This window comes from Tessaracoccus pujii (genome assembly GCF_055326215.1).
In genome coordinates this window covers 1-26,489 of the sequence record NZ_JBUZNP010000008.1, presented here as the reverse complement: position 1 = coordinate 26,489, position 26,489 = coordinate 1, and the positions used below count along the sequence as shown (strand labels likewise).

Sequence of the window (26,489 nt, the reverse complement as noted above, 5' to 3'; positions counted from 1 at the left end):
GGCCACCAGGACTCACAGAGGGGATCGTGGCCTCCGCCACTCACACATGTCAGCACCTGACTCACTTGACGCCTTCGGGGCTAATTCTTGGCTCATCGACGAGATGCGGGAGGCGTACGAGGAGGACCCACAGTCCGTCGCTGAGGAGTGGCGGGAACTCTTCGCCACCGACGATGCCCCGGCGGCACCGCCGCCGGCCAGCGCGCCGGAACCCACCCCTCCGCCGCAGGCGAAGCCGGCACCAGCGAGACCGGCGGCTGCGGAGCCGTCCGCACCGAAACCAGCCGCAGCCAGGGCGGAGACCACGACGCCCGACGCCCCGAAGTCGACCAAGAGCCAGGTGGAGCGCGTGCGCAAGGGCGGCGACGCCCCGGCCAACCCGGGCACCGGGTCCACGTTGTCGGCCAACGCCCCCAACCCGGCTCTGCGCCCCGCCCCGTCGGTCGTGGCACCGAAGTACACCGTCCTGCGCGGCGCGCCGATGCGCACGGCGAAGAACATGGAGACCTCGCTGACGGTCCCCACCGCCACCTCGGTGCGCTCCGTGCCGATGAAGCTGGTCATCGACCAGCGCACGGTGATCAACAACTTCCTGCGCACCTCCAAGGGCGGCAAGGTCTCCTTCACGCACCTGATCGGCTACGCGATGGTGAAGGCGCTGGCGGCCATGCCGTCCATGAACAACGCCTACGACATCATCGACGGCAAGCCCAACCTGATCGAGAACCCGTCGATCAACCTGGGCATCGCCATCGACATCCGCAAGGGCGAGACCCGCCAGCTGCTGGTGCCCAACATCAAGGGTTGCGAGAACCTCAACTTCTTCCAGTTCTGGTCCGCCTATGAGTCCGTGGTCAAGAAGACCCGCGACGGCGAGCTCCAGGTCAGCGACTTCGCAGGCACCACCGCGTCGCTCACCAACCCCGGCGGCATCGGCACCAACCACTCGGTCCCCCGCCTCATGACGGGGCAGGGCGTCATCCTCGGCGTCGGCAACATCGACTACCCCGCTGAGTTCCAGGGCATGAGCCCCTCCCGGATGACGGATCTGGGCGTGTCGAAGGTCACCACGCTGACCAGCACGTACGACCACCGGGTCATCCAGGGCGCCACCTCCGGCGAGTTCCTCAAGAAGATGCACGAGCTGCTGCTCGGGCAGGACCGCTTCTACGACGAGATCTACGAGGCGCTGCGCATCCCCTACGAGCCGCTGCGCTGGTCGCCCGATGTGTCGGCCCACCGCGATTCGCAGGTGAGCAAGACGGCCCGCGTGCTGGAGCTGGTCAACGCGTACCGCACCTTCGGCCACCTCGTGGCGGACACCGATCCCCTGGAGTACCGCCAGCGATCGCACGAGGACCTGCGGCTGGAGGCACACGGCCTGTCCATCTGGGACCTGGACCGCGAGTTCGCCGTCGGCACCTTCGGCGGGAAGGAGCGGGTGTACCTCCCCCTGCGCGACATCGTCGGCATCCTGCAGGACTCCTACACGCGCACCGTCGGCGTGGAGTACATGCACATCGCGGACCCGCGCCAGCGGGAGTGGTTCCAGCAGCGGATGGAGCGGCCGCACCAGCCGCTCACGCACGAGGAGCACATGCACGCCCTGGACAAGCTCAACGAGGCCGAGGTCTTCGAGACCTTCCTCCAGACGAAGTTCGTGGGCCAGAAGCGCTTCTCGCTGGAGGGCGGGGAGTCCCTCATCGTGCTGCTCGACGAGATCGCGCAGCGCGCCGCCCACGACTCCCTCGACGAGGTGTGCATCGGCATGCCGCACCGCGGCCGGCTCAACGTGCTGGCCAACGTGGTGGGCAAGAAGTATGCCTCCATCTTCAAGGAGTTCGACGGGCAGGTGGACCGCAGCGGCACCGGCGACGTCAAGTACCACCTGGGTGCTGAGGGCACGTTCGTGGCGTCCAACGGCGCCACCATCAAGGCGTCGGTGGCCGCGAATCCCTCTCACCTGGAGGCCGTCAACCCGGTGCTTCAGGGCATTGCGCGGGCCAAACAGGACACCCTCGGGGCGGACGACTACCCCGTGCTCCCCCTCACCCTGCACGGCGACGCGTCCTTCTCCGGCCAGGGAGTGGTGTTCGAGACCCTGCAGATGAGCCAGCTGCGCGGCTACAAGACCGGCGGCACCATCCACGTGGTGGTCAACAACCAGGTGGGCTTCACCACCGCGCCCACGGAGTCACGCAGCTCCACCTACTGCACGGACGTGGCCAAGTCCATCTCCGCACCTGTGCTGCACGTCAACGGCGACGACCCGGACTCCTGCATCCGGGCGGCCCGCGTGGCCTTCGACTACCGGCAGAAGTACCACAAGGATGTCGTCATCGACCTCATCTCCTACCGCCGGCGCGGGCACAACGAGGGCGACGACCCCAGCTTCACCCAGCCCAACATGTACGACCTCATCGAGCAGAAGCGCTCGACGAGGCGCCTGTACACCGAATCGCTGATCGGCCGTGGCGACATCTCGATGGCGGACGCCGAAGACGTGATGAACCGGTTCCGGTCGCGGCTGGAGAACGTGTTCCGCGAGGTCCGCGAGAGCACCGAGGCGGACGACGACTACCGCAAGGTGCCGTACTACCCCACCAAGCCGGATGCGCGCCTCACCGAGATCACGCAGGAGATGCTGAAGACCATCGCCGACGTGCACACCCAGTTCCCGGACGGGTTCATGGTGCACCCCAAGGTGATGCCCCAGCTGGAGCGCCGCGCCCAGGCCATCCTGGAAGGCCCCATCGACTGGGCCACCGCGGAGATGATCGCCATCGGCTCCCTGCTCATGGAGCGTCGCCCCGTGCGGCTGGCCGGCCAGGACTCGCGGCGGGGCACCTTCTCGCAGCGGTTCGCCGCGATCGTGGACCGGGTGACCAACGAGGCATGGGTGCCGCTCAAGCACCTCACGGAGGACCAGGGCACCTTCGACGTGTTCGACTCCCTGCTCAGCGAGTACGCGGCGCTGGGCTTCGAGTACGGCTACTCGGTGGCCCGGCCGGACGCCCTGGTGATGTGGGAGGCGCAGTTCGGTGACTTCGTCAACGGTGCCCAGATCATCTCCGACGAGTTCGTGGCCTCGGGCAACGCCAAGTGGACCCAGAAGTCCGGCGTGGTGCTGCTCCTCCCCCACGGCTTCGAGGGGCAGGGTCCGGATCACAGCTCGGCCCGCCTCGAGCGGTGGCTGCAGCTCTGCGCCGAGAACGCGCTGGCCGTGTGCCAGCCGTCCACCCCGGCCAGCTACTTCCACCTGCTGCGGCAGCACGCCTATGTCAACTTCCACCGCCCAGTGGTGATCGCCACGCCGAAGTCCATGCTGCGCAACAAGCTGGCCACCTCCACCCCGGAGGACTTCACCTCCGGGGCATGGCATCCGGTGCTCGACGACCCCACCGTCGAGGACCCGGCCACGGTGGATCGCCTCATCCTCTGCTCCGGCAAGGTGCGGTGGGACCTGGTGGCCAGCCGCGACAAGCGGGGCCTGGCGGGCAAGGTTGCCATCGTCTCGCTGGAGCGGTTGTACCCGCTCCCCAGCGAGGAACTGGCCGCGGTGCTCAAGCGGTACGCCCACGTCACCGACGTCCGCTTCGTGCAGGACGAGCCGGAGAACCAGGGCGGGTGGCCGTTCCTCTCCGCGCACCTGCCCGCGGACGTCAAGCGCCACTTCCCCGAGTACGACCTGCGCATGACGCGGGTCACGCGGGAGTGGTCGTCAGCGCCGTCGGTCGGGTCGCTCAAGGTCCACAAGACCCAGGAGGAAGCGCTCCTCGACGCGGCGCTAGGCTGAGCCGGTGTACTTCACCGACCGTGGGCTCGAGGAGCTCGTCGACCGGCGCGGCCACGAGGAGATCACCTTCGAATGGCTCGCCGAACAGCTGCGCACATTTGTGGATCTGAACCCGGAGTTCGAGACTCCGGTGGAGCGGCTCGCCTCCTGGCTGGCCAGGCTCGACGACGAGGAGGACGACTGATGCTCGATCTTGACGCGCTCACCGGGCGCTACCGGCACCTGACCGGTGCCGAGCCGGAGGGCCTGTGGTTCGCGCCCGGGCGGGTGAACCTCATCGGGGAGCACACGGACTACAACGACGGCTTCGTACTGCCGTTCGCCTTGGAGCGCAAGGCCGTCATCGCCGCCGGCCGTCGCGACGACGAGCGTCTCGTCATGGTGTCGTTGGAACTCGACGACGAGGTGGACGTCGCGCTGGCGGACCTGAAACCCAGCACCGACGGGTGGGCGTCCTACCTGGCCGGCGTCGCGTGGGCGCTGCGCGAGGCAGGCCACCCCGTCGGCGGAGCCACGCTCGTGATGACCTCCGACGTGCCGCTGGGCGCGGGCCTGTCGAGCTCGGCAGCCATCGAATGCGCCACCGTCGCGGCGCTGGCGGACCTCTACGGCCTCGAGATCGCCAAGATCGACAGGGCCAAGCTGGCCCGCGTGGCCGAGAACAGCTACGTCGGCGCCCCCACCGGGCTGCTGGACCAGGCCGCCAGCACCCTGTGCGAAGAGGATTCGGGCCTGTTCCTGGACTGCCGCACCCTCGAGACGCAGCAGGTGCCGCTGCCGATGGCGGACCAGGGCTACGAGATCCTGGTGCTGGACACCAAGACCCCCCACAGCCACGTCGACGGCGAGTACGGAGCGCGCCGCGCCTCCTGCGAGGAGGCGTGCGCCATTCTCGGCGTCCCCGCCCTGCGGGACGTCACGGACCTCGACGACGCCCTGGCCCGCCTGGACGACGACACGCTGCGCCGTCGCGTCCGTCACGTGGTGACGGAGAACGAGCGGGTGCTGCACGCCTTCGAGCTGGCCAAGGCCGGCGACCTCGTCGGTCTGGCTCCCCTGCTCGACGCCTCCCACACCTCGATGCGCGACGACTACGAGATCACTGCCCCCACCGTCGACCTCGCCGTGGAGGCTGCCCGCCGCGCCGGGGCCCTGGGCGCCCGCATGACGGGTGGCGGGTTCGGCGGCTGCATCATCGCGCTCACCCGCGCCGGGGAGTCGGACGGCATCGGCCGGTCCATCGCGGCGGAGTTCGCCGAAGCCGGCTACGGGGCCCCGGAATGGTTCTCCGCCACCCCAGCCCCCGGCGCGGGTCGGTTGATCGAGGCCTGAGTTCGCTCAGCCCAGGCGTTCGAGCTCGCGTCGGCCCACGGCCAGGACGGCGGTGACCACCGTCGCGAGCACGAACGGCGCCACGATCAGGCTGCCGATGAACTGCGCCCTGTCCGTCGTGGTCAGGAAGCTGCCCACCACCATGAGGTGCAGCAGGGACGACGCCACCACGAGCCCCAGCGCCCAGGACACGCGCCGGACGACCAGCCAGGCGATCAGCACCAGACCGGCCCCGTAGGCGACCAGCACCGCCGCGACGCCGACGCCGAAGAGCCTCGAGTTGGCCACGAGTGTCGCGGCTCCGAGCCCGATGCCGGCCAGGCCTGTCAGGGCGGTCAGCACCACGCAGATGGCGAGAAGGGGACGACGCAGGACGGCTTGCACCCCCCGAGCCTGCCGCACGCGGAGTTCTCACGCAAAGTTGGGGTCAACCTTGGGCGTGGATCCCGCGCCACGCGCCCTGATTGCCTAAGGTGGAGCGCGGGAGTAGCCTTCTTGAGCTTGCTGGCTATTCTTGCCTCGACCTGTCCCCACACGAAGGAGCCCCCACTATGGATTGGCGCCATAAGGCCGCCTGCCTCACGGAGGATCCCGAGTTGTTCTTTCCAGTCGGAAACACGGGCCCCGCTCTGCAGCAGATCGAAGAAGCGAAGAAGATCTGCCTGCGGTGCGTCGTGCGTGAGCAGTGTCTGTCCTGGGCCCTCGAGGCGGGCCAGGACCATGGCGTGTGGGGCGGCCTGAGCGAGGACGAGCGGCGCGCCATCAAGCGCCGTGCGGCACGCTCGCGGTTGCGCAACTCCTGAGCGGGCGCGGCACACTGGACCCATGACCATCAGGGTTCAGGCTGCATTCGACGCCGTCCCGCGCGTCCAGTTCCTCCCCCCCGATCTGCGCTACGACGCGGCAGGCGACTACCCGCTGTCCATCGGTCACGGCGCCACGAACTCGCAGCCCTCCACGGTGGCCTACATGCTGGACCTGCTGGACGTCGCCCCCGGGCACCGCGTGCTGGACGTGGGCAGCGGCTCGGGCTGGACCACCGCGCTGCTGGGGGAACTCGTCGGGCCGGCGGGTGAGGTGATCGGTGTGGACATCGTGCCTGCCCTGGTGGCGATGGGCCGGGAGAACCTGGCGGGGCGCTGGCCGTGGGTACGCATCGAGCTGGGAGCCGACGGCGTTCTCGGGTGGCCGGAGGCGGCCCCCTTCGACCGCATCCTGGTGTCGGCCGACGGCGGCGCCGTCCCCGGTGGCCTCGAGGATCAGCTCGCCCCCGGTGGGCGTATGGTCATCCCCGCGGATCACGTCATGGTGGTCGTGGACCGCGCCGCTGACGGCGCCCTCTCCCGCAGGCAGGCGAAGGGCCGCTTCAGCTTCGTGCCGCTGCGTTGACTCAGGCGCGCACCGCGGCCGTCAGATCACCACAGGCGGCACGGGCAGCGCGATGGTGGCGACGGCGCCCTGGGCGTCGGCCCGGTTCTCGATGGTCAGCGTCCCGCGCAGGTCCTTGATGAGCGTGGAGATGATCGCCAGGCCCAGCGAGGTCTGGTTGCCCAACCGGAAGTCCTCCGGCAGGCCGTGCCCAGCGTCGACGATGCGGATGGTGAGCAGGTCCCCGTCGCGCTCGGGCAGCACCTCGACGTTGCCGGAGGAACTGTCCATGCCGTGCTCGACGGCGTTCTGGCACAGCTCGGTGATCACCATCGACAACGAGGTGGCCATGTCCGCCGGGATCACCCCGAAGGTCCCGCGGCGCCGCGCCTTCACCGTGCCGTGGGACGCGGCCAGATCCCCCACCATGTCCAGGATCTTGTCGCACACCTCGTCGAAGGCCACGGCCTCGCCGAGGCTGTAGCTCAGCGTCTCGTGCACCATCGCGATCGACGACACGCGCCGGGTGGCGTCACGAAGGGCCTCCTTGCCCTCCGGTGACGACAAGCGCCGCGACTGCATCCGTAGCAGCGCCGCGACCGTCTGCAGGTTGTTCTTCACCCGGTGGTGGATCTCCCTGATGGTGGCGTCCTTGGTGACCAGCATGCGGTCGCGGCGACGGAGGTCCGTGGTGTCGCGGCAGAGCACGAGCATGCCGGCCGACGAGTATTCCAGCCACAGCGGTAGCAGCACGAACCGCATGGACGCGTTGCGGGCCTCGACGTCGAACTCCAGGGTGAGCCGGCCGTTGAGGTCCGCGTCGACGGTCTGCCCCATGGACTCGACGCCGGTGCGCAGCTGCCTGGTGAGGTCGCGGAAGTGCTCTCCCTCGATGTCGCCGACGGCGCCGAGCCGCCGGAAGCCGGTGATGGCGTTGGGGCTGGCATACGAGATCACGCCGTCCGGCTGCACCCGCAGCACCCCGTCGGCGGCACGCGGGGCGAGCGCCTTGTCCGACGGCGTCACCAGCGGGAACTCGCCGCGCATCAGCATCTGCGTGAGGATCTCGGCGGCCTCGATGAAGTTCTCCTCCAGCGCGCCCGTGGCGCGCATCCCCATCTGGTTGGTGTGCCGCTCGATGACCGCGATCGGCCGCTCGTGGCGCAGGACGGGGATGGCCCAGACGTCCACCGGGATGCCCGCGCCGATCTCGTTGTCGCTGGTCTCGGCGATGGCGTGGGTCATGAACGCCACCGTCACCTGATGGTCCGGCTCGTACTCGATCAGCTCGCCGACGATGTCCTCCTCCAGCGCCGTCGGCCCCGTCACCGGGCGCACCTGGGCGGTGCAGGCGAACACGTCGCCCTCCTCCGTGAGCGGCTTCCACAGCACAAGGTCGGAAAAGCTGAGGTCAGCCAGGAGGTGCCACTGGGTGACGAACGCGTCCAACCACTCGTCGTCGGTCAGCTTTCCGAGGTCTCGCATCACGGGCCCAGCTTGCCATGGATGGGCTTTAGCATGCGCGGGGGTCGATCTGGCACAATGTGGTGTCCTGCAGCTACTGAACTACAAGGAGATCCTCATGGGCAAGACCGGACGCAAGCGTCGCGCTCGCCGCAAGAACAAGGCCAACCACGGCAAGCGTCCCAACACCTGACCGAGGCCCACGCCAAATCAGCCCCCGCGGTTCTCTGCGGGGGCTGTTGCATGCGGGGGGGCTTTCAGAGACGGTGCATCACGCGCAGCGTCTGGATCCGCGCGGTGAGGGTGGACGGCGCCGGTGCCGTCGGCTGGCTGCGCTGGATCATCTCCGTGATGGTGGATTCGATCTCGAAGTTCTCCATACATCGCTCACAGGCGTGCAGGTGGAGCCGGATGAGATCGGCGTCGCGCTCCAGGAGTTCGTTGTGCAGGAACGAGTGCACCTGGGACAGGGCCTGTACACACTCGTCCATCTCGTCGTGCTCGTGGGAGTACATGTCGGGATCTGCCATCACCGTCCCCCGCTCCGTCGTCCGATGCCGTTGTCCCGCGCGTACTCGGCCAGAAGATCACGCAGCTGCGCGCGGCCGCGGTTGAGCCGGCTCATCACCGTGCCGATCGGGGTGCCCATGATCTCGGCGATCTCCTTGTAGGAGAATCCCTCCACGTCGCTGAGGAGCACCGCCATCCGGAAGTTCTCCGGGAGCTGGGCCACGGCCTGGGCGACGATGCCGTCCGGCGTCTGGTCCAGTGCCTCCATCTCAGCGCTGCGCAGGCCCGCCGAGTCGTGTGAGGCGGCCCGGGCGAGCTGCCAGTCCGAGACCTCCTCGTCGCCGCTGGACTTCGGGGACCGCTGCGCCTTGCGGTAGGCGTTGATGTAGGTGTTGGTGAGAATCCGGTACAGCCAGGCCTTGAGGTTGGTGCCGGGGGTGAACGTGTGCCGCGACGCGAACGCCTTGGCGTAGGTCTCCTGCACCACGTCCTCCGCGTCGGCGGGGTTGCGGGTCATCCGCAGGGCGGCGGCGAAGAGACGGTCCAGATGGCTCAGCGCTTCCTCCTCGAACGCCTCCGCATCGGCGTCGAGGATCTCGGCGGCCCCCTCGGCCGCGGCAAGCTCGCTGTCCATCAGGACAGAGAATAGCGCCTGGTCCACGATCGCCTCTGCGCAGGCCAGCGCAGCGGACGAATCGCTGTGCAGGAGGCGGGCTGGCGCGGCGGGCTTCATGCCCGTGACAACACACACCCCCGGGGGTCTATTCCCGTTCGATCAGTTGCGGTCCGTCGTTGCGCACCGAGTTCACGGCGCGCGAAACCCGCCGATGCCCCAGGGAGATGGGTGTCCGCAGCAGCGCCACAGCCACCGTCGCGTTCGTCAGGCCCGGGTCCAGCCACTCGTCCCAGGCGTCGCGCGGCACGGTCATCGGCATCCGGTCGTGCACCCAGCCGAGTTCGTCGGTGGCCTCCGTGGTGATGATGGTCGTGGACGACAGCCAGCCTTCGGGACCCTTCCAGAACTCGTAGAGTCCGGCCATCACGAACAGCCCCGTCTGCGGGTACAGGAAGTAGGGCTGCTTGACGGGCCTGGGGGCGCCCTCCGGCGTCTCGGCGCGCCACTCGTAGTAGCCGACGGCGGGCAGCAGGCAGCGGCGGGCCGCGGCGGCCTTGCGGTAGGCGGGCTTCTCGGTGAGGGTCTCGACGCGGGCGTTGATCATGGTCGAACCGGGGACCTTCGCCCAGCTGGGGACCAGGCCCCACCGCAGCGGCACCAGCTTCCGCGTGACACCGTCGTCGCCCGATGCGCGCTCGAGGACGCCTGGAACGAGGTCCGTGGGGGCGATGTTGAAACGGGGGCGCGCCACCTCGGCCATCTCGTCGGCCACGAAGGAGATCTCGAACTCCTCCACCAGTTCGTCAGGGTTCGCGGTGGCTGCGTATCGTCCGCACATGCACAAAGCCTAGTAGTGTAACGACATGAGTCTGTTGCGGTTCGTTGCCCGGAGTCTGTTCGCCAGCTACTTCATCGCGGAGGGCGTCAAGGCTGTCACCAAGCCCGCCGAGAGCGCGCCCGACGCGGAGCGCTTCACCTCAGCGGTGTCCCCGCTCCTGCAGCGCGTCGTCCCCGCGGATATCGCCTCGTATGTCCCCGAGAACGCCGAGACGTGGGTGCGCATCTCGGGTGTCGCGCAGATCGTCGGCGGCGCCATGTACGCCACCGGCATCGGCAGGCGCCTCGGCGCGCTGCTGCTCGCCAAGGCCTCGGTACTCAATCTCGCCATCGCCCTGCCGGACAAGGGAGCCTCCTCCGTGGCCAAGGACGCCTCGCGCCCCGAGGTGCTGCGCAATGCGGCCCTGCTGGGCGCCGCTGTGCTCGCGGCCCAGGACACCGAGGGCCGGCCCAGCCTGTCGTGGCGCGCGGATCACGCCGCCAAGGTGACGGAGAAGAAGGCCGCGGCCATCGGTGACGACGTGAGCCGGTCCGCCCACCGGGCCGCCGCCCGTGCCGAGAAGCAGGCCCGGCAGCTGTCGAAGAAGGCGCGCAGGTCGGCCAAGGCGTTCACCAGGAAGATCGAGGCAACCGTCAGCTGATGACGAGTCCGCTCCCGTTCACACAGGCGCCCGTCAGGGGCGAGGTGGTCGTGCCCGGCTCGAAGTCGGAGACCAACCGGGCGCTCGTCATCGCCGCGCTCGCCGACGCTCCCAGCACCCTCACCGGCGCCCTGGAATCGCGCGACTCGGCGCTGATGATCGGCGCGTTGAGAGCGCTCGGGGTGCAGGTGGTCGAGCGCGGGGACAGCGTCGTGGTGACGCCGCCCGAGCGCTTCAGCGGAGCGCCCTCCATCGACTGCGGTCTGGCGGGCACGGTCATGCGCTTTGTTCCTCCCCTGGCGATGCTGGCAGACGGCCCGTCGTCCTTCACGGGGGATCCCCACGCGAGCGAGCGGCCGATGGCGCCGCTGATCGACGGCATGCGCCAACTCGGCGCACAGGTCTCCGGCGAGGCGCTTCCCTTCACGGTCACCCCGCCCCGTGAGGCACACGGCACCGCCAACATCGATGCGTCAGGCTCCAGCCAGTTCATCTCGGGTCTCCTGCTCGTCGGCGCCAGGCTCCCTCGTGGCCTGACCCTTCGGCACACCGGGCAACGGCTCCCCTCGCGTCCCCACATCGCCATGACCGCCGCCATGCTGCGCGACGTCGGGGTCCAGGTGGCGGAGCTCGACGACCGCACGTGGCAGGTGTCGCCCGGGCGCATCGCGGCCCGCAGCCACACCATCGAGCCGGACCTCACCAACGCGGCCGTCTTCCTCGCCGCGGCTGCCGTCACGGGCGGCCGGGTGACGGTTCCCGGCTGGCCGGCCCGCAGCCTCCAACCTGGGGCGCTGTTCCTCGACGTGATCCAGGCCATGGGCGCCACCGTCGAGCACTCCCCGGACCGCGTCTCGGTCTCCGGCCCGGGCTCGCTGGCGGGGATCGACGTGGACCTGACGACGGCCTCCGAGCTGACGCCGGTGGTGGCCGCCCTGGGGGCGCTGGCCGAGGGGGTGACCACCGTCCGGGGGGTGGCCCACATCCGCGGGCACGAGACGGATCGTCTGGCGGCGCTCGTGACCGAGCTGCGCCGCCTCGGTGCCGAGGCCGAGGAGACCGAGGACGGGCTGCGCATCGTCGGGGGCGGGGATCTCAGGCCCGCGGTCCTGCACACCTACGCCGATCACCGCATGGTGCATTTCGCGGCGCTGCTGGCGTTGCGGGTACGCGGGATCGCGGTGACGGATCTGGAGTGCGTGTCCAAGACCATGCCGCACTTCGCCCGGGACTGGCGCGGGCTCGTCGGCCCATGAGGCGCCCGTGAAGTCCCTGCGCGAGGATGACCACAGCGGATTCGACCGCCCACGGCGTCGGACCCGGCCCCGCACGAAGGAGCGCCCGGACTACTCGGCTCTGCCTGTGGCGCGCGTCATCTCCGTGGATCGCGGCCGCTACCGGTGCACGCTGGACGGCCAGGACGTGACGGCGGTGCGGGGGCGGCTGATCGACCGCAAGGGTGGGGTGCTCGTCGGAGATCGCGTGCGCCTGGATGGCGACAGCACCGGCCAGGAGGGCACGCTGTCGCGCATCGTCGAGGTGCTGGAGCGCTCGACGGTGCTGCGCCGGTCCGCCGACGACGCGGACACATTCGAGCGTCCGATCGTGGCCAACGCGAACCAGCTCTTCATCGTCACGGCCCTGGCCGACCCGCCCCCCAGGGTGGGAATGATCGACCGCATCCTGGTGGCGGCGTTCGACGCGCGGATCGACCCGGTGCTGTGCCTCACCAAGGCTGATCTGGCCAGCCCGGAGGAGCTCCGCATCGCCTACGAGCCGCTCGGTGTGCCCATCCTGGTCACGGACCCGGAGGCGGACCTCACCCACATCCGGGAGGCGCTGAAGGACAGGGTGACGGTGTTCGTCGGTCACTCGGGCGTGGGCAAGTCCACGCTGGTCAACCGGCTCATCCCGGGCGCTGGCCGCGCCGTCGCGGAGGTGAGCGAGCTCACCGGCAAGGGTCGGCACACCTCCACCTCGGCGATCGCGATGGAACTGCCGGGCGGCGGCTGGATCGTCGACACTCCGGGCGTGCGCTCCTTCGGGATCAGCCACGTGCAGACCACCTCCATCCTGGGGGCGTTCCCGGACCTGCTGGAGCTGGCGGAAGGGTGTCCGCGCGGTTGCCGGCACGACACCGGCGTCATCGAATGCGCGCTGGACGACGCCGTCGCCGAGGGGAAGCTCGCGCCCGAGAGGCTGGCGTCGTTCCGCCGCATGGGCCGGGCCTTCGCCGGAACCGCGGCGCCGACCCGGTAGGTTGGTGACCATGGCTGTCTCGAAGGACCTCACCGACGATCTGCGCCTGGCGCACCTCATGGCAGACGACGCGGACTCGTTGTCGATGAACAGGTTCAAGGCGCAGGACCTGCGCTTCAGCAGCAAGCCGGACAACACCCCTGTCACCGAGGCGGACACCGCGGTCGAGGAAGCGATCAGGCGCACGTTGGCGCGAACCCGCCCGCGGGACGCCGTGCACGGCGAGGAGTTCAGCGACACCGGGGAGTCGTCACGGCGGTGGATCATCGACCCGATCGACGGCACCAAGAACTACCTTCGGGGCGTGCCGGTGTGGGCCACGCTGATCGCCCTCGAGGTGGACGGGCGGATCGCGGCGTCGGTGGTCTCGGCGCCCGCCCTCAGCCGCCGCTGGTGGGCCAGCACGGGTGGCGGCGCCTACACGGGCCGCTCGATCCTCAGCGCCACTGAGCTGCGGGTCAGCCGCGTGGCGGACCTGGCGGATTCGTCGCTGTCCTACTCGGACATCGCGGAATGGGTCGAGACGGACCGGGGGCAGGGGTTCATCAACCTGATGCGCGACTCGTGGCGCACCCGAGCCTACGGCGACTTCTGGAGCTACATGCTGGTGGCGGAGGGCAGCGTGGACGTGGCGTGCGAACCGGACCTCGCCCTCTACGACATGGCCGCCCTGGACGTGATCGTCCGCGAGGCGGGCGGCAGGTTCACCAACCTCGACGGTGCCGACGGCGTCAACGGCCCCGGGGCGGTGGCCACCAACGGCCTCCTCCACGAGGCCGTCCTGGACTACCTCCGCTCCCCCACCGCCTAGAGAACGCGGACGCGGACCGTCTCGTCGAGGGACTCGAGCTCGGCGAGTAGACCGTCGTACTTCTCGCCCTGCACGTCGGTGACCACATAGCCGAGCGGGCCGCGCGTGGCCAGCGTCTGGGAGCCGATGTTCATCGAATGCGAGGCGAACAACTGGTTGAGCCTCGCCAGCACACCGGGCACGTTGTGGTGCAGGTGCACGATCCGGGCGGTGGTGGTGGGGCCCGCGGGCACCTCGGGCAGGTTCACGCTCATCGACGTCGAGCCGAGGGTCTCGTAGTCGTGCAGCTTGCCGGCGACGAAGCGGCCGATGTCCACCTGCGCCTCCTGCGTCGAGCCGCCGACGTGGGGGGTGAGGATCACGTTGCTGAGACCCTGCAGCCTCGACACGAACGGCTCGTCCTTGGCCTTGGGCTCCGACGGGAAAACGTCGATGGCGGCGCCTGCGATGTGGCCGGAGACGAGGTTGTCGTAGAGGGCGTCGAGATCCACGACGCCGCCGCGGCACAGATTGAGGAACAGGGACCTCGGGCGCATCATCGCGAACTGCTCGGCGCCGAACAGGCCCTTGTTCTCGGCCCGGCCGTCGACGTGCAGCGACACGGTCTCGGACTGCGCCAGCAACTCCTCGAGCGAGTCCACGCGGCGGGCGTTGCCGAGCGCCAGGCGGTCCACCAGATCGTAGTAGAGCACACGCATGCCGAGCGCCTCCGCGACGATGGACAGCTGCGAGCCGATGTTGCCGTAGCCGATGATGCCCAGCGTGCGGCCGCGCACCTCGTGCGAGCCGATGGCGGACTTGTCCCAGATGCCGGCGTGCATGTCGCGGTTACGGTCCGTCAGGCGGCGGGCCATGGAGATGATCTCGGCGATGGCCAGCTCCACCACGGAGCGGGTGTTGGAGTAGGGGGCGTTGAACACCGCGACGCCGTGGTCCGTGGCCGCATCGAGATCGATCTGGTTGGTGCCGATGCAGAAGGCGCCGATGGCGCTGAGCTGCGGCGCCGAATCGAGAACGCGGCGCGTCACGTGGGTGCGCGAGCGGATGCCGAGATAGTCGACACCCTCCAACGCGGCCATGAGGTCCCGTTCTGCCAGCGCACCCGCCCGGGTGTCGACCTCGTAGCCCTTGGCCTCGAGGGCCTTCACGGCATCGGCGTGGATGTTCTCAAGTAGCAGTGCCTTCACGAGGCGACATTCTACGGCTGCGCGACGGCGGCGCCCGCACGCGTCCGCTAGCGGCGTACGGTGCCCGGGTCAGAGGCTGAGGGTGGCCTCGACGAGGGCGTTGGTGTACGGGTGCTGCGGTGAGCCGAGTACAGCGGCCACGTCGCCCTCCTCGACGATGCGGCCGGCGTTGACCACCACCACCCGCTCGCACATGTGACGCACGATGGCCAGATCGTGCGACACCAGCACCAGAGCCAGCGACCGCTCCTGCACCTCGCCGCTCAACAGGTTGAGCACCTGCGCGCGCACCGAGACGTCCAGCGCGGAGACCGGTTCGTCGGCCACGAGGAGCGACGGGTCGCTGATGAGCGCGCGGGCGATCGCCACGCGCTGCCTTTGCCCGCCCGAGAGTTGGTGCGGGAACCGGTCCAGCATCTCCTCCGCCAGGCCCACGCCGTGCAGCGCTCCCGCGATGACCTCGCGGGTGGGTTCGGGGATGTCGCCGCGACCCCGCAGCACCGGTGAGCGCAGCGGCTCCGCGACGATGTCCTGCAGCCGCATCCGCGGGTTGAGGGAGGAGTTGGGGTCCTGGAACACCATGGACGCCGAAGCCCGGAGGAAGCCGCGACGCTTCTCGGGCAGCCCGACGATGGAGCGGCCGTCGAACAGGACGTCCCCCCGCGACGGGGGTTGCAGCCCCAGCATCAGCCGCGCCATGGTCGTCTTGCCGGAGCCGGATCCGCCGACGATGCCGAGTCGCTCGCCATGCTCCACCACCAGGTCCACGCCGTGCAGGGCGACGAACGGCCTGCCTGCCCGGCGGAAGGTGACCTCGGCGTCGCGCAGTTCGACGAGGCTCATGCGGAGACCCCCGGGTAGTAGTCCGCGACACTGGGCAGCAGCTGCCCGACCGGCACCCGGTCGATCCGGGCGGACGCGATGAGCCCTTGCGTGTAGGGATGCCGGGGGTGTGCGATGACCTCGTCGATGGCGCCCTGCTCGACGATCTCGCCTTCGAGCATCACCGCGACCCTCTGGCACACCTGCCGCACCACCGCGAGGTCGTGCGAGACGAACACCGCCGCCCTGTCCGCCAGCTGCACGGCCAGGAGTTCCAGGATCTGACGCTGGACGAGCACGTCGAGGGCGGTGGTGGGCTCGTCGCACAGCACCAGGCCTGGCCGGTTGGCCAGGGCCATCGCGATGAGCGCGCGCTGCCGCTGACCGCCGGAGAGTTCGTGCGGGTAGGAGTCGGCGATCCGCTCGGGCTCCGAGATACCGACGCGCCCGAGCCAGGTGAGGACCTCGTCGCGGATGGTGCCGCGCCGCTCGATGTGGTGCAGCGCCACCACCTCGCCCACCTGCCTCCCCACCTTCATCGTGGGGTCCAGCGCGGTCATGGGCTCCTGGAAGATCATGGACACCTCGTCGCCGCGCAGCTTCTGCAGGTCCCGCTCGGGGAGGCCGACGAGTTCGCGGCCGCCGAGCCGGATGCTGCCCGTCACCTGGGCGTGCGCGGGCAGCAGGCCCATGATGGCGAGGGCGGTGACCGACTTGCCGGAGCCGGACTGGCCGATGATGCCCAGGCGCTCGCGCTCGTCGACGGTGAAGCTGATCCCGCGCAGGGCCGGCTTCTGGCGCCGGCCGAAGGAGACGTGCAGGTCCGTGACCTTGAGGTAGCTCATCGGATCTCCCTCAGCCGCGGGTCGAGGAGGTCGCGGAGACCGTCGCCGAGCAGGTTGAACCCCATGGTGGCCACGGCGATGGCCAGCCCCGGCCACAGCGCCAGCTGCGGGTCGCTGAAGATGTGGCCCTGCGCCTCGCGCAGCATCCGGCCCCAGGTGGGCGAGTCCGGGCCGGAGCCGAGCCCGAGGTAGGACAGCCCCGCTTCGGCGAGGATGGCGATGCCGATGCTGACGGACACCTGGACGCCGACGACAGGCGCGATGTTGGGCAGGACGTGGCGCCATGCGACGGCCAGGTACGGGATGCCACTGAGGCGGGCCGCCTCCACGTAGCCCTGGCTCATCACCTGCAGCGTGGCGGCGCGCGAGATCCGCACGAACGCGGGGATGGAGGCCAGCGAGATGGCCATCATGGCCGTCCACGTGGAGCCGCCGAGGGCGGCGGCGAACAGGATGGCCAGCAGAAGGGCGGGGAAGCCGTAGAGGATGTCTGCGAGGCGCGCGGGGATCTCCCCGGCCCAGCCGCGCACCATGCCGGCGAGGATGCCGAGCGGCACCCCTATGCCGGCGGCCACGGCCACGGAGGCGATACCCACCAGCAGGATGATCCGGGCTCCGCTGAGCACCCGCGACGCGATGTCGCCGCCGAGCCCGTCTGTCCCGAGCAGGTAGGGCCAGCCGGGCGGCTGGAGCCCGCTGGAGACGACGGCGTCCGGCGGGAACGGGGTCCAGAAGGCCCCGACGAGCGCCATGAGTACCACCAGCCCGATGAGGGTCGCGCCCACGTAGAGGGTGCCGCGCTTCATCGCGCCTCCCCGCTGCGGCGCAGGCGCGGGTCGATCACCTGGTAGGCGATGTCCACGATGAAGTTGATGGCCAGCACCGCCCACACCAGCAGCAGCACGATGGCCTGGACCACGCCGAGGTCGCGCTGGGACACCGCCAGCAGCAGCGACGAGCCCAGTCCGGGGAGCGCGAACACCTGCTCGATGATGATGGCACCGACGAGGAGGGTGGCGAGCTGCAGCCCGATGACGGTGAGCAGGGAGATGGCGGTGTTACGCAGCCCATGGCGCCACAGTGCCCCGGTGCGGGACCATCCCACGGCGCGGGCGGTGCGGAAGTAGTCCTCATGGAGCACCTCGAGCACCGAGCTGCGCACGTAGCGCGATATGACGCTGGCCTGCACGATGGCCAGCGACGTCACGGGCAGGATGAGGTGCCGGATCCACTCGCCCACGGACTCCCAGTAGGACACGTATCCGCCGGCGGGCAGCCAGCGCAGCTGGACGGCGAAGAGGACCACCAGCCAGATGCCGGCCCAGAACGCGGGCACCGCAAGGCCCACTTGCGAGAGGGCGGACACGGCCACGCCGTCGAGGTGGCGGCGCCGCACGGCCGCGTAGGCCCCCACCGGGAGCGCGATGACGATGGCGGCGATCATCCCGAACAGGATCAGCCAGACCGAGACCTCCAGCCGCGACGCGATCAGGGGCGCGATGGGCCGGCGGCTGAGGTAGGACTCGCCGAAGTCGAACCGGACCGCGTCCCACAGCCACTCGAGGTAGCGCGTGAGGAACGGCCGGTCCAGCCCGAGTTCCGCGCGCAGCCGCGCCGCCTCGCCAGGCGAGGCGTTCGTGCCGAGGATCACCTGGGCGATGTCGCCAGGGAGTGCGTTGGTGGCCGCGAAGATCAGCAGGGATGCCAGCAGGAGGCTGGCGAGCAGCCAACCCACCCGCGCGCCCACCCGGCGCAGGGCCACGGGGGTCAGCCCCTGGCGGCGATCGTGGTGAGATCGAAGGCGAGGCTGATCTGGTTGGCCTGGATGCCGGAGATCTCGGGGGTGGTGATGACGATGTTGGGCAGCAGGAACAGCCAGTCCGCGGCCGCGTCGTCGGCCAGGATCCGGGCCGCTTCCTGCAGCTTCTCTACCTGCTCGGCAGGGGTGCCCGCGTCTGCCTCCGTGACGAGACGCTGGAACCGCGGGTTGTCGTAGCCCCAGTAGTACTCGGGGTTGGCGAAGGCCCCGAGGTCGCGCGGCTCCACGTGGGCCACGATGGTCATGTCGTAGTCGTACTGGGTGTAGACCAGATCGAGCCAGCGGGCCGGGAACTCGAGCTCGTCGAGCTGGACGTCGATGCCCACCTCCTTGAGCTGGGCCGCGATGAACCGGCCGGCGGGCGGGCCGTAGGGCAGGTTGGGCACGCGCAGCCTCAGGGTGAGCCCGGCGGCCAGGCCGGCCTCCGTGAGCAGCTCCCGAGCCTTGTCCGGGTCATAGGGGTAGGTGTCGGCAAGGTCCTCGTACCAGGGATCCGTGGGCGGCACCATGGAGCCGATCAGGGTGCCCTTGCCGCCCCACGCGGCGTCGATGAGGGCCTCGCGGTCGATGGCGTGGTTGATCGCCTGGCGCACCCTGAGGTCCTGCAGGGCGGCAGTGCGATGGTTGAAGCCGAGCACCACCTCCCCGTCCGTGGTGCCCTCGTGGACGGTGAAGCGCTCCTCGTCGGCGAACTGCTCGATGGCCTGCGGGACAGTCAGGTTGGACACGATGTCCAGCTGGCCGGCCAGCATGGCGGTGTTCATCGCGTTGGGGTCCGCGTAGTAGCGGAAGAAGACCGATTCGAACCGGCTGGGGGTGGCCCAGTAGCCGGTGTCCGCCCGCAGCTCGACGAAGGAGCCCTCTTCCCACTGCACGAACTGGAAAGGTCCGGAGCCGGCGGGCTGGGTGTCGAGATTGGCGGCGCCGGTGGGGTCCGTGACGATGCCGGCGGGACCGGTCATCTCGTAGAGCCACTGGTTCGACGGCTGGGTGAGGGTGACCTCGACGGTGTTCTCGTTCACAGCCTCGATGGTGTCCACGACCGCCCACTTGCCCGAGATCTGGTCCGTGGCTTCCGCGCCGCGGTTGCGTTCGAAGCTCTCGACGACGGCCTCCGCGGTGACGTCCGTGCCGGACGAGAAGCGGGCGCCCGAATCGATGGTGAAGGTGTAGACCGTGTTGTCCGCAGAGGCGACCCACTCGGAGGCCAGCAGCGGGCGGATGGTGCCCTCGCCGTCGAGCTTCACGAGCGTCTCGTACACGTTGTACAGCAGCACGAAGGGGGTGCCGGCGCCGGAGACGGTGATCATGTCCAGGCCGGCGGGCTCCCCCGTGGCACCGATGTTGAGCGTTCGCGTTTCCTCGCCCTCAGCCGGGGGGCGCGTGCACGCACCCAACGCCACCGACAGAAGGAGGACCATCACGATCCCCAGGGTGCGGGCTCGGCGCATGTTCTTCGGTTCCCTTCCGGCAACGGTCAACGGCCCGCTCAGTGTACCCGTCGGCACCCTCCGCCTTTCCCTTCACTTCACGAGGGGCGTAATCGGCCGTGATTGGGCAGGATGGGCGCCATGACAGAGGATCACCGGCACGGCTTCTCGTGGCACGGCACTGGCAGGGCGTTGCAGCGGGCGTCGATCCGGGCGTTCGACCTCTCGGAGCGCACCGCGCGGCGCGGCTGGCGCTCCCAGCAGCGGCGCGTCGGGAGGTGGCGCTCGCGGCTGTTCATGATCCTGCAGATTTCGCTGGCGGCCGGAGCGTCGTGGTGGATCGCGCGGTATGTGCTGGGGCATGAGGCGCCGTTCCTGGCCACGGTCGCGGCGATCATCTGCCTGGGGTTCTCGTTCGGCCAGCGGCTGGGGCGCGTGGCGGAGGTGGCCGTCGGGGTCACCGTCGGGGTGTTCCTGGGTGACGTGTTCGTGCACTTCTTCGGCACGGGGGCGTGGCAGATCGTGCTCGTGGTGGCCATCGCCATGTCCATCACCACGTGGATGGGTGCCCGCACCTTGATGGTGACGCAGGCGGCGGTGCAGGCGGCCGCGGTCCTGACGGTGCTGCCCGGCGCGGACACGGGGGTCGCGCGGTGGCAGGACGCTTTGGTGGGGTGCGCGGTGGCGCTGCTCTTCGCGACGGTGGCGCCCACCACCCCCATCGACCGGCCCCGGATGATCGCCGCGAAGGTCCTGCACGAGGCGGCGCTGACGGTTCGCGCCATGGTGGGCGCGCTGCGTACGTGTGACGTCGACGCGGCCGAGCAGATCCTGGAGCGCGCGCGATCCACGGAGGACGAGCTGTCCTCGCTGCTGACGGCGGCGTCGGAGGGCATCGCCGTCGTGCGGTCCTCGCCGTTCCTGCGCCGCCACCGCGACGAGGCGTTGCAGATCTCCGATCTCGTGGTCCCACTGGACCGGCTGATCCGGAATCTGCGCGTCCTGGCGCGGCGGGGTGCGGTCGCGACCTACCGGAACGAGAAGGTTCCCGAGGAGTACCTGACGCTGCTGACAGAGTTCGCGCAGGTGACCGACGAGTGTGCGGCAGAGCTGTTCGCCCGGCGCAGGCCGACGGCGAAGCTGGCGGACCTGCGTGCCCTCGCGGAGCGCTCGGCGCACATGCCGATCCTGCCGAGACTGTCGTCGACGGTGGTGCTGGCGCAGGTCAGGTCCATGCTGGTGGACCTGATGGAGCTCTGCGGCGAGGACTACACCGACGCGCGCGACGCGGTGCCCGACATGGACTGAGCGGCCCGTCGACCTGTCAGGCCTCCCGCGTCTCGACGATCGGGTGCACGAGCACTCCGCCACCTGCGTGGGGCGCGGCCTTGGTGAGCTGCGCCAACACCATCTCGAGCGCGATCCTGGCCACCTCGTCGACCGGCTGCCGGACGCTCGGCAGACGGATGGCCCTGGCCACGGGGGTATCGTCGAAGCCCACCACGTCGCCTCGCGCCACCGACTTGTCCGCGGTGAAGGCGCCGAGCGCCAGGCTGTCCGACGCACACACCGCCCCCGTTGCTCCGCGGGCAAGCAGCTCCGCCATGCCAAGTTCCCCAGCCGCGACCGTGTCCTCCCCATCGACGGTGAGCCTCGCCGCCTCGTCATCGGTGAGGCCCAGCGCCTGCTGCCAGCCCGCGCGCCGATCCGCGCCCACGGGCGACCCGTCCGACCAGCCGAGGAAACCGATGTGCTCGTGGCCGGTGCGGCGGAGGAAGCGTGCGGCGGCAGCGGCCCCGACCCTGCCGTCGACGTCGACCCACAGGCCGTGGTCCGGCCCGGTCCAGGGCCGTCCGAATGCCGAGAACGGCACCCCGGCCTCGGCCAGGCGGGCGGGGCGGTCGTCGTCGGGCCATGTGTCGGTGATGACGCACCCGTCGATGGCGAGAGTACGGCGCAGCTCGACGAGCGTGTCGATCTCCTCCTCGTTCGACGTGGCCGGGAACACCACGACGCGGTAGCCGCGCCGGTCAGCGGCGGTGATCAGCTCGCGGGCGAAGTCCCCCATGAACGAGCCGGAGATGCCGTTGCGGGGGTTGCTGAGCCTGAGCCCGAGCGTCATGGCGCGCTGGTTGCGCAGGGCGCGCGCGGCCGCCGAGGGGCGGTACCCGGAGGCTTCGATGGCGTCCTGGACGCGGGCTCTGGTCTCGGCGCGGACGCGCTCCGGGAAGTTGAGGACGTTCGAGATCGTCTGGCGCGAAACTTTGAGCTCCGCCGCCAGGCTGGCGAGCGTCGGCTTCTTCATCGGGCCTCCGTTGATCGTTCAAGGTAGCCGCCATGGTCCAACCCTGCGGAAAGGGGTGTCAACGAATCCGGAGGAATCGTTACCGATCTGACACCCGCCGGAGGCCTGGCCGACCCTCCCGCATGCCGCGGCGGATGAGCTCGCCGTCCACATTCACACCGACGCCGTCGGAGATCTGAGCGGGGTGGCGCGGGTCGAGAAGGCCGGCCACATCACCACCGCCCTGCTCGCCGAGCTGTTGACCGGCCTGGACGTGACGGTGCAGCCGGTGATCGACCTGCCCGACATGCCGCCCGAGGACCAGTACGTGCCGTCGGTGCGGTTGAAGAAGGCCATCCTGCTCGGCCTGGATCGCGAGTTCCATCGGGCTACCGACACGAGGTCACGCCCAGCGGCAGCCGCATGCTCGCGTAGCGTCTGGTGTATTCGCAGGTTCACCGGTCGATCTGGCGCTGCTGGGCCTCCGAGTAGCGGTCCCCCACGGCGCTGAGCTGGGCGCCGGCGATCTCACTGAAGTCGTCGTCGCTCAACGCCAGCTCGGTGGCGGCGATGTTCTCCTCCAGCCGGTGCAGCTTCGTGGTGCCTGGGATGGGCACGATGAAGTCGCCCTGTGCGAGGATCCACGCCAACGCCACCTGCGCGGGGGTGGCCCCGTGCCGTTCCGCGATCCTGCCGAGCAGCTCGACGAAGGCGCGGTTGGCGTGTCGGGCCTCCGGGTCCGTGAAGCGCGGGATGGAGTTGCGGAAGTCACCCGCCTCGAACTCCTTGTCGTCGCTGATCGCGCCGGTGAGGAACCCCTTACCCAGCGGGCTGAACGGGACGAAGCCGATGCCGAGCTCCCGCAGCGTCGGCAGCACCGAGTCCTCCGGCTCCCTCCACCACAGCGAGTACTCGCTCTGCAGCGCCGTCACGGGCTGGACGGCGTGCGCGCGACGTATGTTGGCGGCGCCGGCCTCGGACAGCCCGAAGTGGAGCACCTTTCCCGCCTCGATGAGCTCCTTCACCGCCCCGGCCACGTCCTCCATGGGAACATCAGGATCCACGCGGTGCTGGTACAGCAGGTCGATGTGATCCGTGCGGAGCCGGGCGAGCGAGTCGTCGACCGAGCGACGAATCGTGTCCGGCCGGCTGTCGAGGCCGGTCACCTGCCCCGTGGACAGCTCGAAGCCGAACTTCGTGGCGATCGACACCTGGTCCCTCACAGGCTCCAGGGCCTCGCCGACGAGCTCCTCGTTGGTGAACGGCCCGTACACCTGGGCGGTGTCGAAGAACGTCACTCCGCGGTCCACGGCGGTGCGCAGCATCGTGACCATGTCGTCGTGCGGCGGGAACGGCGGGAAGCTCTGGCTCATGCCCATGCAGCCGAGACCGAGGGCGGACACCGTCAGGCCGGTGCCCAGAGTGCGTGTCAACATGCGTTTCTCCTAGATGAGGTCAGGGGTGTTCCTCAGGCTACGGGCGCGCTACGTACCGCAACAGTGCCTGTCGGACCAGGCACTGGCAGTACACCCCAGGGCAGTGATCAGAAGCGCAGGATGGCCGCGACCTCGGCGCCCTCCGACACTTCCTGGGACGTGGCGTGCACCATGCCCCCGAAGGCGAGAGTGTCCGCCGCCGCCTTGTCCTCCGTCTCGCAGTCTGCGAAGCGGTCGTCCTGGCCGAGCCGCACCACCGGCACCTCGCTCCCCGCCACCCGTTCCCAGCACCAGGGGTTGGTGTGCATGAACAGCGTGTCCACGCGGCCCTGGGCTGCGGCATCGCTGATCAGCTCGAGGCTGTCGGAGACCCGCTCCCCTCCGCTCATGTCGTGGTAGCGGGCGATGGTGGCGCTGCGCTCGGCGCGCAGCCGCGCCTCGACGATGGGCCACGCCAGCTGGTGCAGCTCGTCACCCGACAGGTCGTCGGGGTTGCGCAGGACGGCCTCGTCGAGCACATTGGCGTAGGTGTTGACCTCGCGGTAGGCGGCTACGTTCTGCTCCAACCCAACGAGCACCAGCGGCGCGGTCTGGCCGGCCAGCACGTCGTGCAGGCCCGCGGCCATCTCGCGGAGGAAACGCATCAGGTCGTCCTTCTTGGCGTCGTCGTCGCCGGCCCCGTGTCCGTAGAACACGGAGCGCCCTCCGCGGCCCCCGCTGAGCGAGCGCGCCATGGCATCGGATCGTGGACCCTCGGGCTCCACCACGTCGGAGATCTGGGTGGGCACATCGTCGAGTTCGATCTGGCGCACCGTGTGCCGGCTGCCGTCCATGAGGCGCACGTGGCCCTGGCTGATGGCGAGCAGCAGGAAGTGGGCGTCGCCGGACAGCAGCCGCATCAGCGGGCCCGTGACGAAGCGGTCGCCTGCCGTGGCGAGCGTGGGAAGCGACGCCGGGATGCGGACCATCCGGTGCTGGCCGGGTTTGATGAACATCGCCAGACCGTCGCCCATGGACTGCCAGGCCAGGCCGTCGCCCTGCAGTTCGCGGGCCGGAGCTAGCAGTGCGTCGACGTCCGGGCGACGCATCTCCTGCAGGAGAAGGGCTTCCATGCCACTGACGAGGTTCTTCCACTGCACCTGATCGGCTTGGACGCCGCTGCCGTAGCGGTGCGTCGGCATGAGAAGGGAGACGTGCATGCCGTCAACCTCCGAGACGGCGAGCGACTGGATGTCCGAACGGGTCAACAGATCCATGTGATCCTCCTTGTATCGGCTTCGTTCCAGCCTACGCGTGGAGGGCGGTCGGCGTCAGGGTTCGGTGACCTCCGGCAGGTAGGGCGATGCACCCGGCCGGGAACGATGCCTGCGAGGTGACCAGTGCCCTCAACCGCGAGGCCCGATCCATGGTGCGCTCCGGGGGGACGAAGGATCCGGACCGGCCTGATGGCCGATCCGGATCCTTGTTGTGGTAGCGGGGACAGGATTTGAACCTGTGACCTCTGGGTTATGAGCCCAGCGAGCTACCGAGCTGCTCCACCCCGCGTCGCTCGACCAACTATAGGTCAATGTCTGCGGACAAACCAAATCGCGACGAGACTCACACATAGTCCCCGCGTACGTAGGGGCCGTGCCTCACACACTTTTCCCCGCGAACGTGGAGGCTGGCCACGATGGGGTGTGGAGGTTGAGGAGAAGCTGTCGATGGCAGCCCGGTTCGAAGTCACGAAGAAGTACGCCCAGGCCTACGCCGCGGCCCCGAGGAAGGGCAAGAGCGTGATCCTGGACCACGTGGTCGAGGTCACCGGCTGGAACCGTGATCACGCCCGTCAACAGCTGGTCGCCCGGCTGAAACAGGCCCCCGGTCGGGCGGTTGCCACCGTCGCAGTGATCGACCGCCGCAAGACCAAACCGCGGAAGTACTCCTACGATGCGATCAAGGTCCTTCAACTGGTCTGGGCCACTGCCGGGGGCAGCTGCGGCAAGTACCTCGCTGTTGCGATGACCGACTGGCTCGACGCAATGGAAACCGAAGGCTCCCTGGTCTCCGGCCAGGATCGGTACAGCGCTGAGGTCAGAGCCGAACTCGAGTCGATGTCGCCGGCCACGATCGACCGCTACCTGGCCCCTGCCCGAGCCACAGACCCACTCCGCGGGAAGTCCGCCACGAGGCAGGGAAGCCTGCTTCGCAACTCGATCCAGATCCGCAAAGCCGGTGACGAGGTCGAAGCCGAACCCGGGTTCTTCGAGGTCGACACCGTCGCCCACTGCGGCCCCACCCTGCAAGGAGAGTTCGCCCGCAGCGTCAACTTCACCGACATGCACACCGGCTGGACCTTCACCCACGCGATCCGCAACAACGCCCACATCCACATCCGGAGCGCGTTCGACCTGCTCATCGACCAGGTACCGTTCGCCGTGACCGGCATCGACAGCGACAACGGCTCTGAGTTCATCAACCACCAACTCATCGACTGGGCCGGCCAACGCGACGTGTTCTTCACCCGCTCAAGGCCCTACAAGAAGAACGACCAGGCCACCATCGAGTCGAAGAACAACCACCTCGTGCGCCGCTACGGCTTCTACCACCGCTACGACACCCCTACCGAGCTGACGCTGCTCAACCAGCTCTGGACCCTGGTCAACGACCGACTCAACTTCTTCACCCCGACCAAGAAACCCGTCGGCTGGTCCACCGACACCATCGGGCGACGCAAGAGGCTCTACGACCAGCCCCGCTCCCCGTATCAGCGGCTGCTGGCCGCCGGCGTCCTCAGCTCCGCCCAAGAAGCCGAACTCGCCGCCTACAAAGCCACCCTGCAACCCGCCGCGATCGCCCGCGCCATCACCGAGATCCAACACGAACTCACCCGACTCGCCGCCGGGAAAACACGGCGACTCCAAGACCAGATCACCTGGAAAGCACCCACCCCCGGTGTCCTCAAGACCCGAGCCAGCTAACCCGTTACACGGGGAAAACTATGTGAGGCACGGCCCCCCACTATCCGGGGACTTGACAGTGAGGCACCACGA

General features: G+C 69.3%; 26 protein-coding genes, 1 tRNA gene and 1 pseudogene. 12 read left to right on the top strand and 16 right to left on the bottom strand.

Features of this window, described 5'->3' with window-relative positions; genetic code table 11:
* The first annotated feature begins 46 nt into the window (after positions 1–46).
* Genes ACZK5N_RS11625 through galK form a run of 3 tightly spaced genes read left to right on the top strand, consistent with a single transcriptional unit; the run spans position 47 to position 5,128 of the window.
* Positions 47–3,796 carry a multifunctional oxoglutarate decarboxylase/oxoglutarate dehydrogenase thiamine pyrophosphate-binding subunit/dihydrolipoyllysine-residue succinyltransferase subunit gene (locus ACZK5N_RS11625; RefSeq protein ID WP_459019597.1) on the top strand — a complete coding sequence of 1,250 codons (3,750 nt, stop codon included), beginning with the start codon at positions 47–49 and terminating at the stop codon, positions 3,794–3,796.
* Positions 3,797–3,800: 4 nt separating this feature from the next.
* Positions 3,801–3,980 (top strand): DUF6104 family protein, encoded by a 180-nt coding sequence (locus ACZK5N_RS11620; protein ID WP_459019596.1) that lies wholly within the window; start codon positions 3,801–3,803, stop codon positions 3,978–3,980.
* A complete protein-coding gene (gene galK, locus ACZK5N_RS11615; RefSeq protein WP_459019595.1) occupies positions 3,980–5,128 on the top strand; it encodes a galactokinase in 1,149 nt (382 codons plus the stop codon). Before ACZK5N_RS11620 ends, galK begins: the two co-directional genes overlap by 1 nt.
* 6 nt (positions 5,129–5,134) lie before the next feature.
* Here the strand turns inward: galK and ACZK5N_RS11610 are convergent, their stop codons facing one another.
* The gene (locus ACZK5N_RS11610) at positions 5,135–5,512 is read right to left on the bottom strand and encodes a hypothetical protein (protein ID WP_459019594.1); all 378 of its coding nucleotides are present in this window, start codon (positions 5,510–5,512) and stop codon (positions 5,135–5,137) included.
* 167 nt (positions 5,513–5,679) lie between these two features.
* Between ACZK5N_RS11610 and ACZK5N_RS11605 the strand changes: the two genes are divergently transcribed.
* Both ACZK5N_RS11605 and ACZK5N_RS11600 read left to right on the top strand, forming a co-directional pair.
* The gene (locus ACZK5N_RS11605) at positions 5,680–5,931 is read left to right on the top strand and encodes a WhiB family transcriptional regulator (protein ID WP_459019593.1); all 252 of its coding nucleotides are present in this window, start codon (positions 5,680–5,682) and stop codon (positions 5,929–5,931) included.
* A 22-nt stretch (positions 5,932–5,953) separates the two neighbouring features.
* Positions 5,954–6,517, top strand: a complete 564-nt coding sequence (locus tag ACZK5N_RS11600) for a protein-L-isoaspartate O-methyltransferase family protein (RefSeq protein ID WP_459019592.1) — start codon at positions 5,954–5,956, stop codon at positions 6,515–6,517.
* A gap of 21 nt (positions 6,518–6,538) precedes the next feature.
* Here ACZK5N_RS11600 and ACZK5N_RS11595 read toward each other — a convergent pair whose 3' ends face one another.
* Positions 6,539–7,981 (bottom strand): sensor histidine kinase, encoded by a 1,443-nt coding sequence (locus ACZK5N_RS11595; RefSeq protein WP_459020379.1) that lies wholly within the window; start codon positions 7,979–7,981, stop codon positions 6,539–6,541.
* A 97-nt stretch (positions 7,982–8,078) separates the two neighbouring features.
* On the opposite strand from ACZK5N_RS11595, the gene ACZK5N_RS11590 reads away from it, so the two are divergent.
* On the top strand, positions 8,079–8,153 hold the full coding sequence (locus ACZK5N_RS11590; protein WP_370585812.1) for a 50S ribosomal protein bL37: 75 nt from the start codon (positions 8,079–8,081) through the stop codon (positions 8,151–8,153).
* A 64-nt stretch (positions 8,154–8,217) separates the two neighbouring features.
* Here ACZK5N_RS11590 and ACZK5N_RS11585 read toward each other — a convergent pair whose 3' ends face one another.
* From ACZK5N_RS11585 to ACZK5N_RS11575, 3 genes are all read right to left on the bottom strand, one after another.
* Entirely contained in the window at positions 8,218–8,490 is a 273-nt protein-coding gene (locus ACZK5N_RS11585; RefSeq protein WP_459019591.1) for an anti-sigma factor, read from the bottom strand.
* Positions 8,490–9,104, bottom strand: coding sequence for a sigma-70 family RNA polymerase sigma factor (locus tag ACZK5N_RS11580; RefSeq protein WP_459020378.1), 615 nt, complete (start codon positions 9,102–9,104; stop codon positions 8,490–8,492). Before ACZK5N_RS11580 ends, ACZK5N_RS11585 begins: the two co-directional genes overlap by 1 nt.
* Positions 9,105–9,231: 127 nt before the next feature.
* Positions 9,232–9,924 (bottom strand): SOS response-associated peptidase, encoded by a 693-nt coding sequence (locus ACZK5N_RS11575; RefSeq protein WP_459019590.1) that lies wholly within the window; start codon positions 9,922–9,924, stop codon positions 9,232–9,234.
* 25 nt (positions 9,925–9,949) lie between these two features.
* Between ACZK5N_RS11575 and ACZK5N_RS11570 the strand changes: the two genes are divergently transcribed.
* Genes ACZK5N_RS11570 through ACZK5N_RS11555 form a run of 4 tightly spaced genes read left to right on the top strand, consistent with a single transcriptional unit; the run spans position 9,950 to position 13,634 of the window.
* Positions 9,950–10,564: a DoxX family membrane protein gene (locus ACZK5N_RS11570; protein ID WP_459019589.1), complete on the top strand. Its 615-nt coding sequence runs from the start codon at positions 9,950–9,952 to the stop codon at positions 10,562–10,564.
* Entirely contained in the window at positions 10,564–11,820 is a 1,257-nt protein-coding gene (gene aroA / locus ACZK5N_RS11565) for a 3-phosphoshikimate 1-carboxyvinyltransferase (RefSeq protein WP_459019588.1), read from the top strand. Before ACZK5N_RS11570 ends, aroA begins: the two co-directional genes overlap by 1 nt.
* Before the next feature lie 7 nt (positions 11,821–11,827).
* Positions 11,828–12,823 (top strand): ribosome small subunit-dependent GTPase A, encoded by a 996-nt coding sequence (gene rsgA / locus ACZK5N_RS11560; protein ID WP_459019587.1) that lies wholly within the window; start codon positions 11,828–11,830, stop codon positions 12,821–12,823.
* 10 nt (positions 12,824–12,833) lie between these two features.
* Complete coding sequence (locus ACZK5N_RS11555) at positions 12,834–13,634, top strand: inositol monophosphatase family protein (protein WP_459019586.1); 801 nt, start codon at positions 12,834–12,836, stop codon at positions 13,632–13,634.
* Here the strand turns inward: ACZK5N_RS11555 and serA are convergent.
* The 6 genes and pseudogenes from serA to ACZK5N_RS11525 all read right to left on the bottom strand — a co-directional run.
* A pseudogene (gene serA / locus ACZK5N_RS11550) lies at positions 13,631–14,824 on the bottom strand (phosphoglycerate dehydrogenase); the annotation flags it as partial. The gene ACZK5N_RS11555 and the pseudogene serA sit on opposite strands and share 4 nt — an antisense overlap.
* Before the next feature lie 66 nt (positions 14,825–14,890).
* Entirely contained in the window at positions 14,891–15,664 is a 774-nt protein-coding gene (locus ACZK5N_RS11545; protein ID WP_459019585.1) for an ABC transporter ATP-binding protein, read from the bottom strand.
* Complete coding sequence (locus ACZK5N_RS11540; RefSeq protein ID WP_459019584.1) at positions 15,661–16,488, bottom strand: ABC transporter ATP-binding protein; 828 nt, start codon at positions 16,486–16,488, stop codon at positions 15,661–15,663. The genes ACZK5N_RS11545 and ACZK5N_RS11540 overlap by 4 nt, the downstream gene beginning before the upstream one ends.
* Positions 16,485–17,294, bottom strand: coding sequence for an ABC transporter permease (locus ACZK5N_RS11535; protein WP_459019583.1), 810 nt, complete (start codon positions 17,292–17,294; stop codon positions 16,485–16,487). The genes ACZK5N_RS11540 and ACZK5N_RS11535 overlap by 4 nt, the downstream gene beginning before the upstream one ends.
* The gene (locus ACZK5N_RS11530; protein WP_459019582.1) at positions 17,291–18,250 is read right to left on the bottom strand and encodes an ABC transporter permease; all 960 of its coding nucleotides are present in this window, start codon (positions 18,248–18,250) and stop codon (positions 17,291–17,293) included. The genes ACZK5N_RS11535 and ACZK5N_RS11530 overlap by 4 nt, the downstream gene beginning before the upstream one ends.
* 5 nt (positions 18,251–18,255) lie before the next feature.
* Entirely contained in the window at positions 18,256–19,728 is a 1,473-nt protein-coding gene (locus ACZK5N_RS11525; RefSeq protein ID WP_463625020.1) for an ABC transporter substrate-binding protein, read from the bottom strand.
* A gap of 150 nt (positions 19,729–19,878) precedes the next feature.
* Here ACZK5N_RS11525 and ACZK5N_RS11520 point away from each other — a divergent pair, with 150 nt between their 5' ends.
* On the top strand, positions 19,879–21,045 hold the full coding sequence (locus tag ACZK5N_RS11520; RefSeq protein ID WP_459019580.1) for an FUSC family protein: 1,167 nt from the start codon (positions 19,879–19,881) through the stop codon (positions 21,043–21,045).
* Positions 21,046–21,061: 16 nt separating this feature from the next.
* Here the strand turns inward: ACZK5N_RS11520 and ACZK5N_RS11515 are convergent, their stop codons facing one another.
* From ACZK5N_RS11515 to ACZK5N_RS11495, 5 genes are all read right to left on the bottom strand, one after another.
* Positions 21,062–22,042, bottom strand: a complete 981-nt coding sequence (locus ACZK5N_RS11515) for a LacI family DNA-binding transcriptional regulator (RefSeq protein ID WP_459019579.1) — start codon at positions 22,040–22,042, stop codon at positions 21,062–21,064.
* 153 nt (positions 22,043–22,195) lie between these two features.
* Positions 22,196–22,378, bottom strand: coding sequence for a hypothetical protein (locus ACZK5N_RS11510; protein WP_459019578.1), 183 nt, complete (start codon positions 22,376–22,378; stop codon positions 22,196–22,198).
* 98 nt (positions 22,379–22,476) lie between these two features.
* A complete protein-coding gene (locus tag ACZK5N_RS11505; RefSeq protein ID WP_459019577.1) occupies positions 22,477–23,457 on the bottom strand; it encodes an aldo/keto reductase in 981 nt (326 codons plus the stop codon).
* 107 nt (positions 23,458–23,564) lie between these two features.
* Complete coding sequence (locus ACZK5N_RS11500; RefSeq protein WP_459019576.1) at positions 23,565–24,713, bottom strand: baeRF3 domain-containing protein; 1,149 nt, start codon at positions 24,711–24,713, stop codon at positions 23,565–23,567.
* A gap of 212 nt (positions 24,714–24,925) precedes the next feature.
* Positions 24,926–25,002: transfer RNA gene (locus ACZK5N_RS11495), tRNA-Met, on the bottom strand.
* 158 nt (positions 25,003–25,160) lie between these two features.
* On the opposite strand from ACZK5N_RS11495, the gene ACZK5N_RS11490 reads away from it, so the two are divergent.
* Positions 25,161–26,417, top strand: a complete 1,257-nt coding sequence (locus ACZK5N_RS11490) for an integrase catalytic domain-containing protein (RefSeq protein ID WP_459017860.1) — start codon at positions 25,161–25,163, stop codon at positions 26,415–26,417.
* The last annotated feature ends 72 nt before the right edge of the window (positions 26,418–26,489 follow it).

Bases quoted from the DNA above. Each gene is read 5' to 3' on its own strand.
- ACZK5N_RS11625 (WP_459019597.1), top strand. From the start codon at position 47: ATGTCAGCACCTGACTCACTTGACGCCTTCGGGGCTAATTCTTGGCTC.
- galK (WP_459019595.1), top strand. From the start codon at position 3,980: ATGCTCGATCTTGACGCGCTCACCGGGCGCTACCGGCACCTGACCGGT.
- ACZK5N_RS11605 (WP_459019593.1), top strand. From the start codon at position 5,680: ATGGATTGGCGCCATAAGGCCGCCTGCCTCACGGAGGATCCCGAGTTG.
- ACZK5N_RS11600 (WP_459019592.1), top strand. From the start codon at position 5,954: ATGACCATCAGGGTTCAGGCTGCATTCGACGCCGTCCCGCGCGTCCAG.
- ACZK5N_RS11595 (WP_459020379.1), bottom strand. From the start codon at position 7,981: ATGCGAGACCTCGGAAAGCTGACCGACGACGAGTGGTTGGACGCGTTC.
- ACZK5N_RS11585 (WP_459019591.1), bottom strand. From the start codon at position 8,490: ATGGCAGATCCCGACATGTACTCCCACGAGCACGACGAGATGGACGAG.
- ACZK5N_RS11580 (WP_459020378.1), bottom strand. From the start codon at position 9,104: ATGGACAGCGAGCTTGCCGCGGCCGAGGGGGCCGCCGAGATCCTCGAC.
- ACZK5N_RS11575 (WP_459019590.1), bottom strand. From the start codon at position 9,924: ATGTGCGGACGATACGCAGCCACCGCGAACCCTGACGAACTGGTGGAG.
- ACZK5N_RS11570 (WP_459019589.1), top strand. From the start codon at position 9,950: ATGAGTCTGTTGCGGTTCGTTGCCCGGAGTCTGTTCGCCAGCTACTTC.
- aroA (WP_459019588.1), top strand. From the start codon at position 10,564: ATGACGAGTCCGCTCCCGTTCACACAGGCGCCCGTCAGGGGCGAGGTG.
- ACZK5N_RS11555 (WP_459019586.1), top strand. From the start codon at position 12,834: ATGGCTGTCTCGAAGGACCTCACCGACGATCTGCGCCTGGCGCACCTC.
- ACZK5N_RS11545 (WP_459019585.1), bottom strand. From the start codon at position 15,664: ATGAGCCTCGTCGAACTGCGCGACGCCGAGGTCACCTTCCGCCGGGCA.
- ACZK5N_RS11540 (WP_459019584.1), bottom strand. From the start codon at position 16,488: ATGAGCTACCTCAAGGTCACGGACCTGCACGTCTCCTTCGGCCGGCGC.
- ACZK5N_RS11535 (WP_459019583.1), bottom strand. From the start codon at position 17,294: ATGAAGCGCGGCACCCTCTACGTGGGCGCGACCCTCATCGGGCTGGTG.
- ACZK5N_RS11525 (WP_463625020.1), bottom strand. From the start codon at position 19,728: ATGGTCCTCCTTCTGTCGGTGGCGTTGGGTGCGTGCACGCGCCCCCCG.
- ACZK5N_RS11520 (WP_459019580.1), top strand. From the start codon at position 19,879: ATGACAGAGGATCACCGGCACGGCTTCTCGTGGCACGGCACTGGCAGG.
- ACZK5N_RS11515 (WP_459019579.1), bottom strand. From the start codon at position 22,042: ATGAAGAAGCCGACGCTCGCCAGCCTGGCGGCGGAGCTCAAAGTTTCG.
- ACZK5N_RS11510 (WP_459019578.1), bottom strand. From the start codon at position 22,378: ATGGCCTTCTTCAACCGCACCGACGGCACGTACTGGTCCTCGGGCGGC.
- ACZK5N_RS11505 (WP_459019577.1), bottom strand. From the start codon at position 23,457: ATGTTGACACGCACTCTGGGCACCGGCCTGACGGTGTCCGCCCTCGGT.
- ACZK5N_RS11500 (WP_459019576.1), bottom strand. From the start codon at position 24,713: ATGGATCTGTTGACCCGTTCGGACATCCAGTCGCTCGCCGTCTCGGAG.
- ACZK5N_RS11490 (WP_459017860.1), top strand. From the start codon at position 25,161: ATGGCAGCCCGGTTCGAAGTCACGAAGAAGTACGCCCAGGCCTACGCC.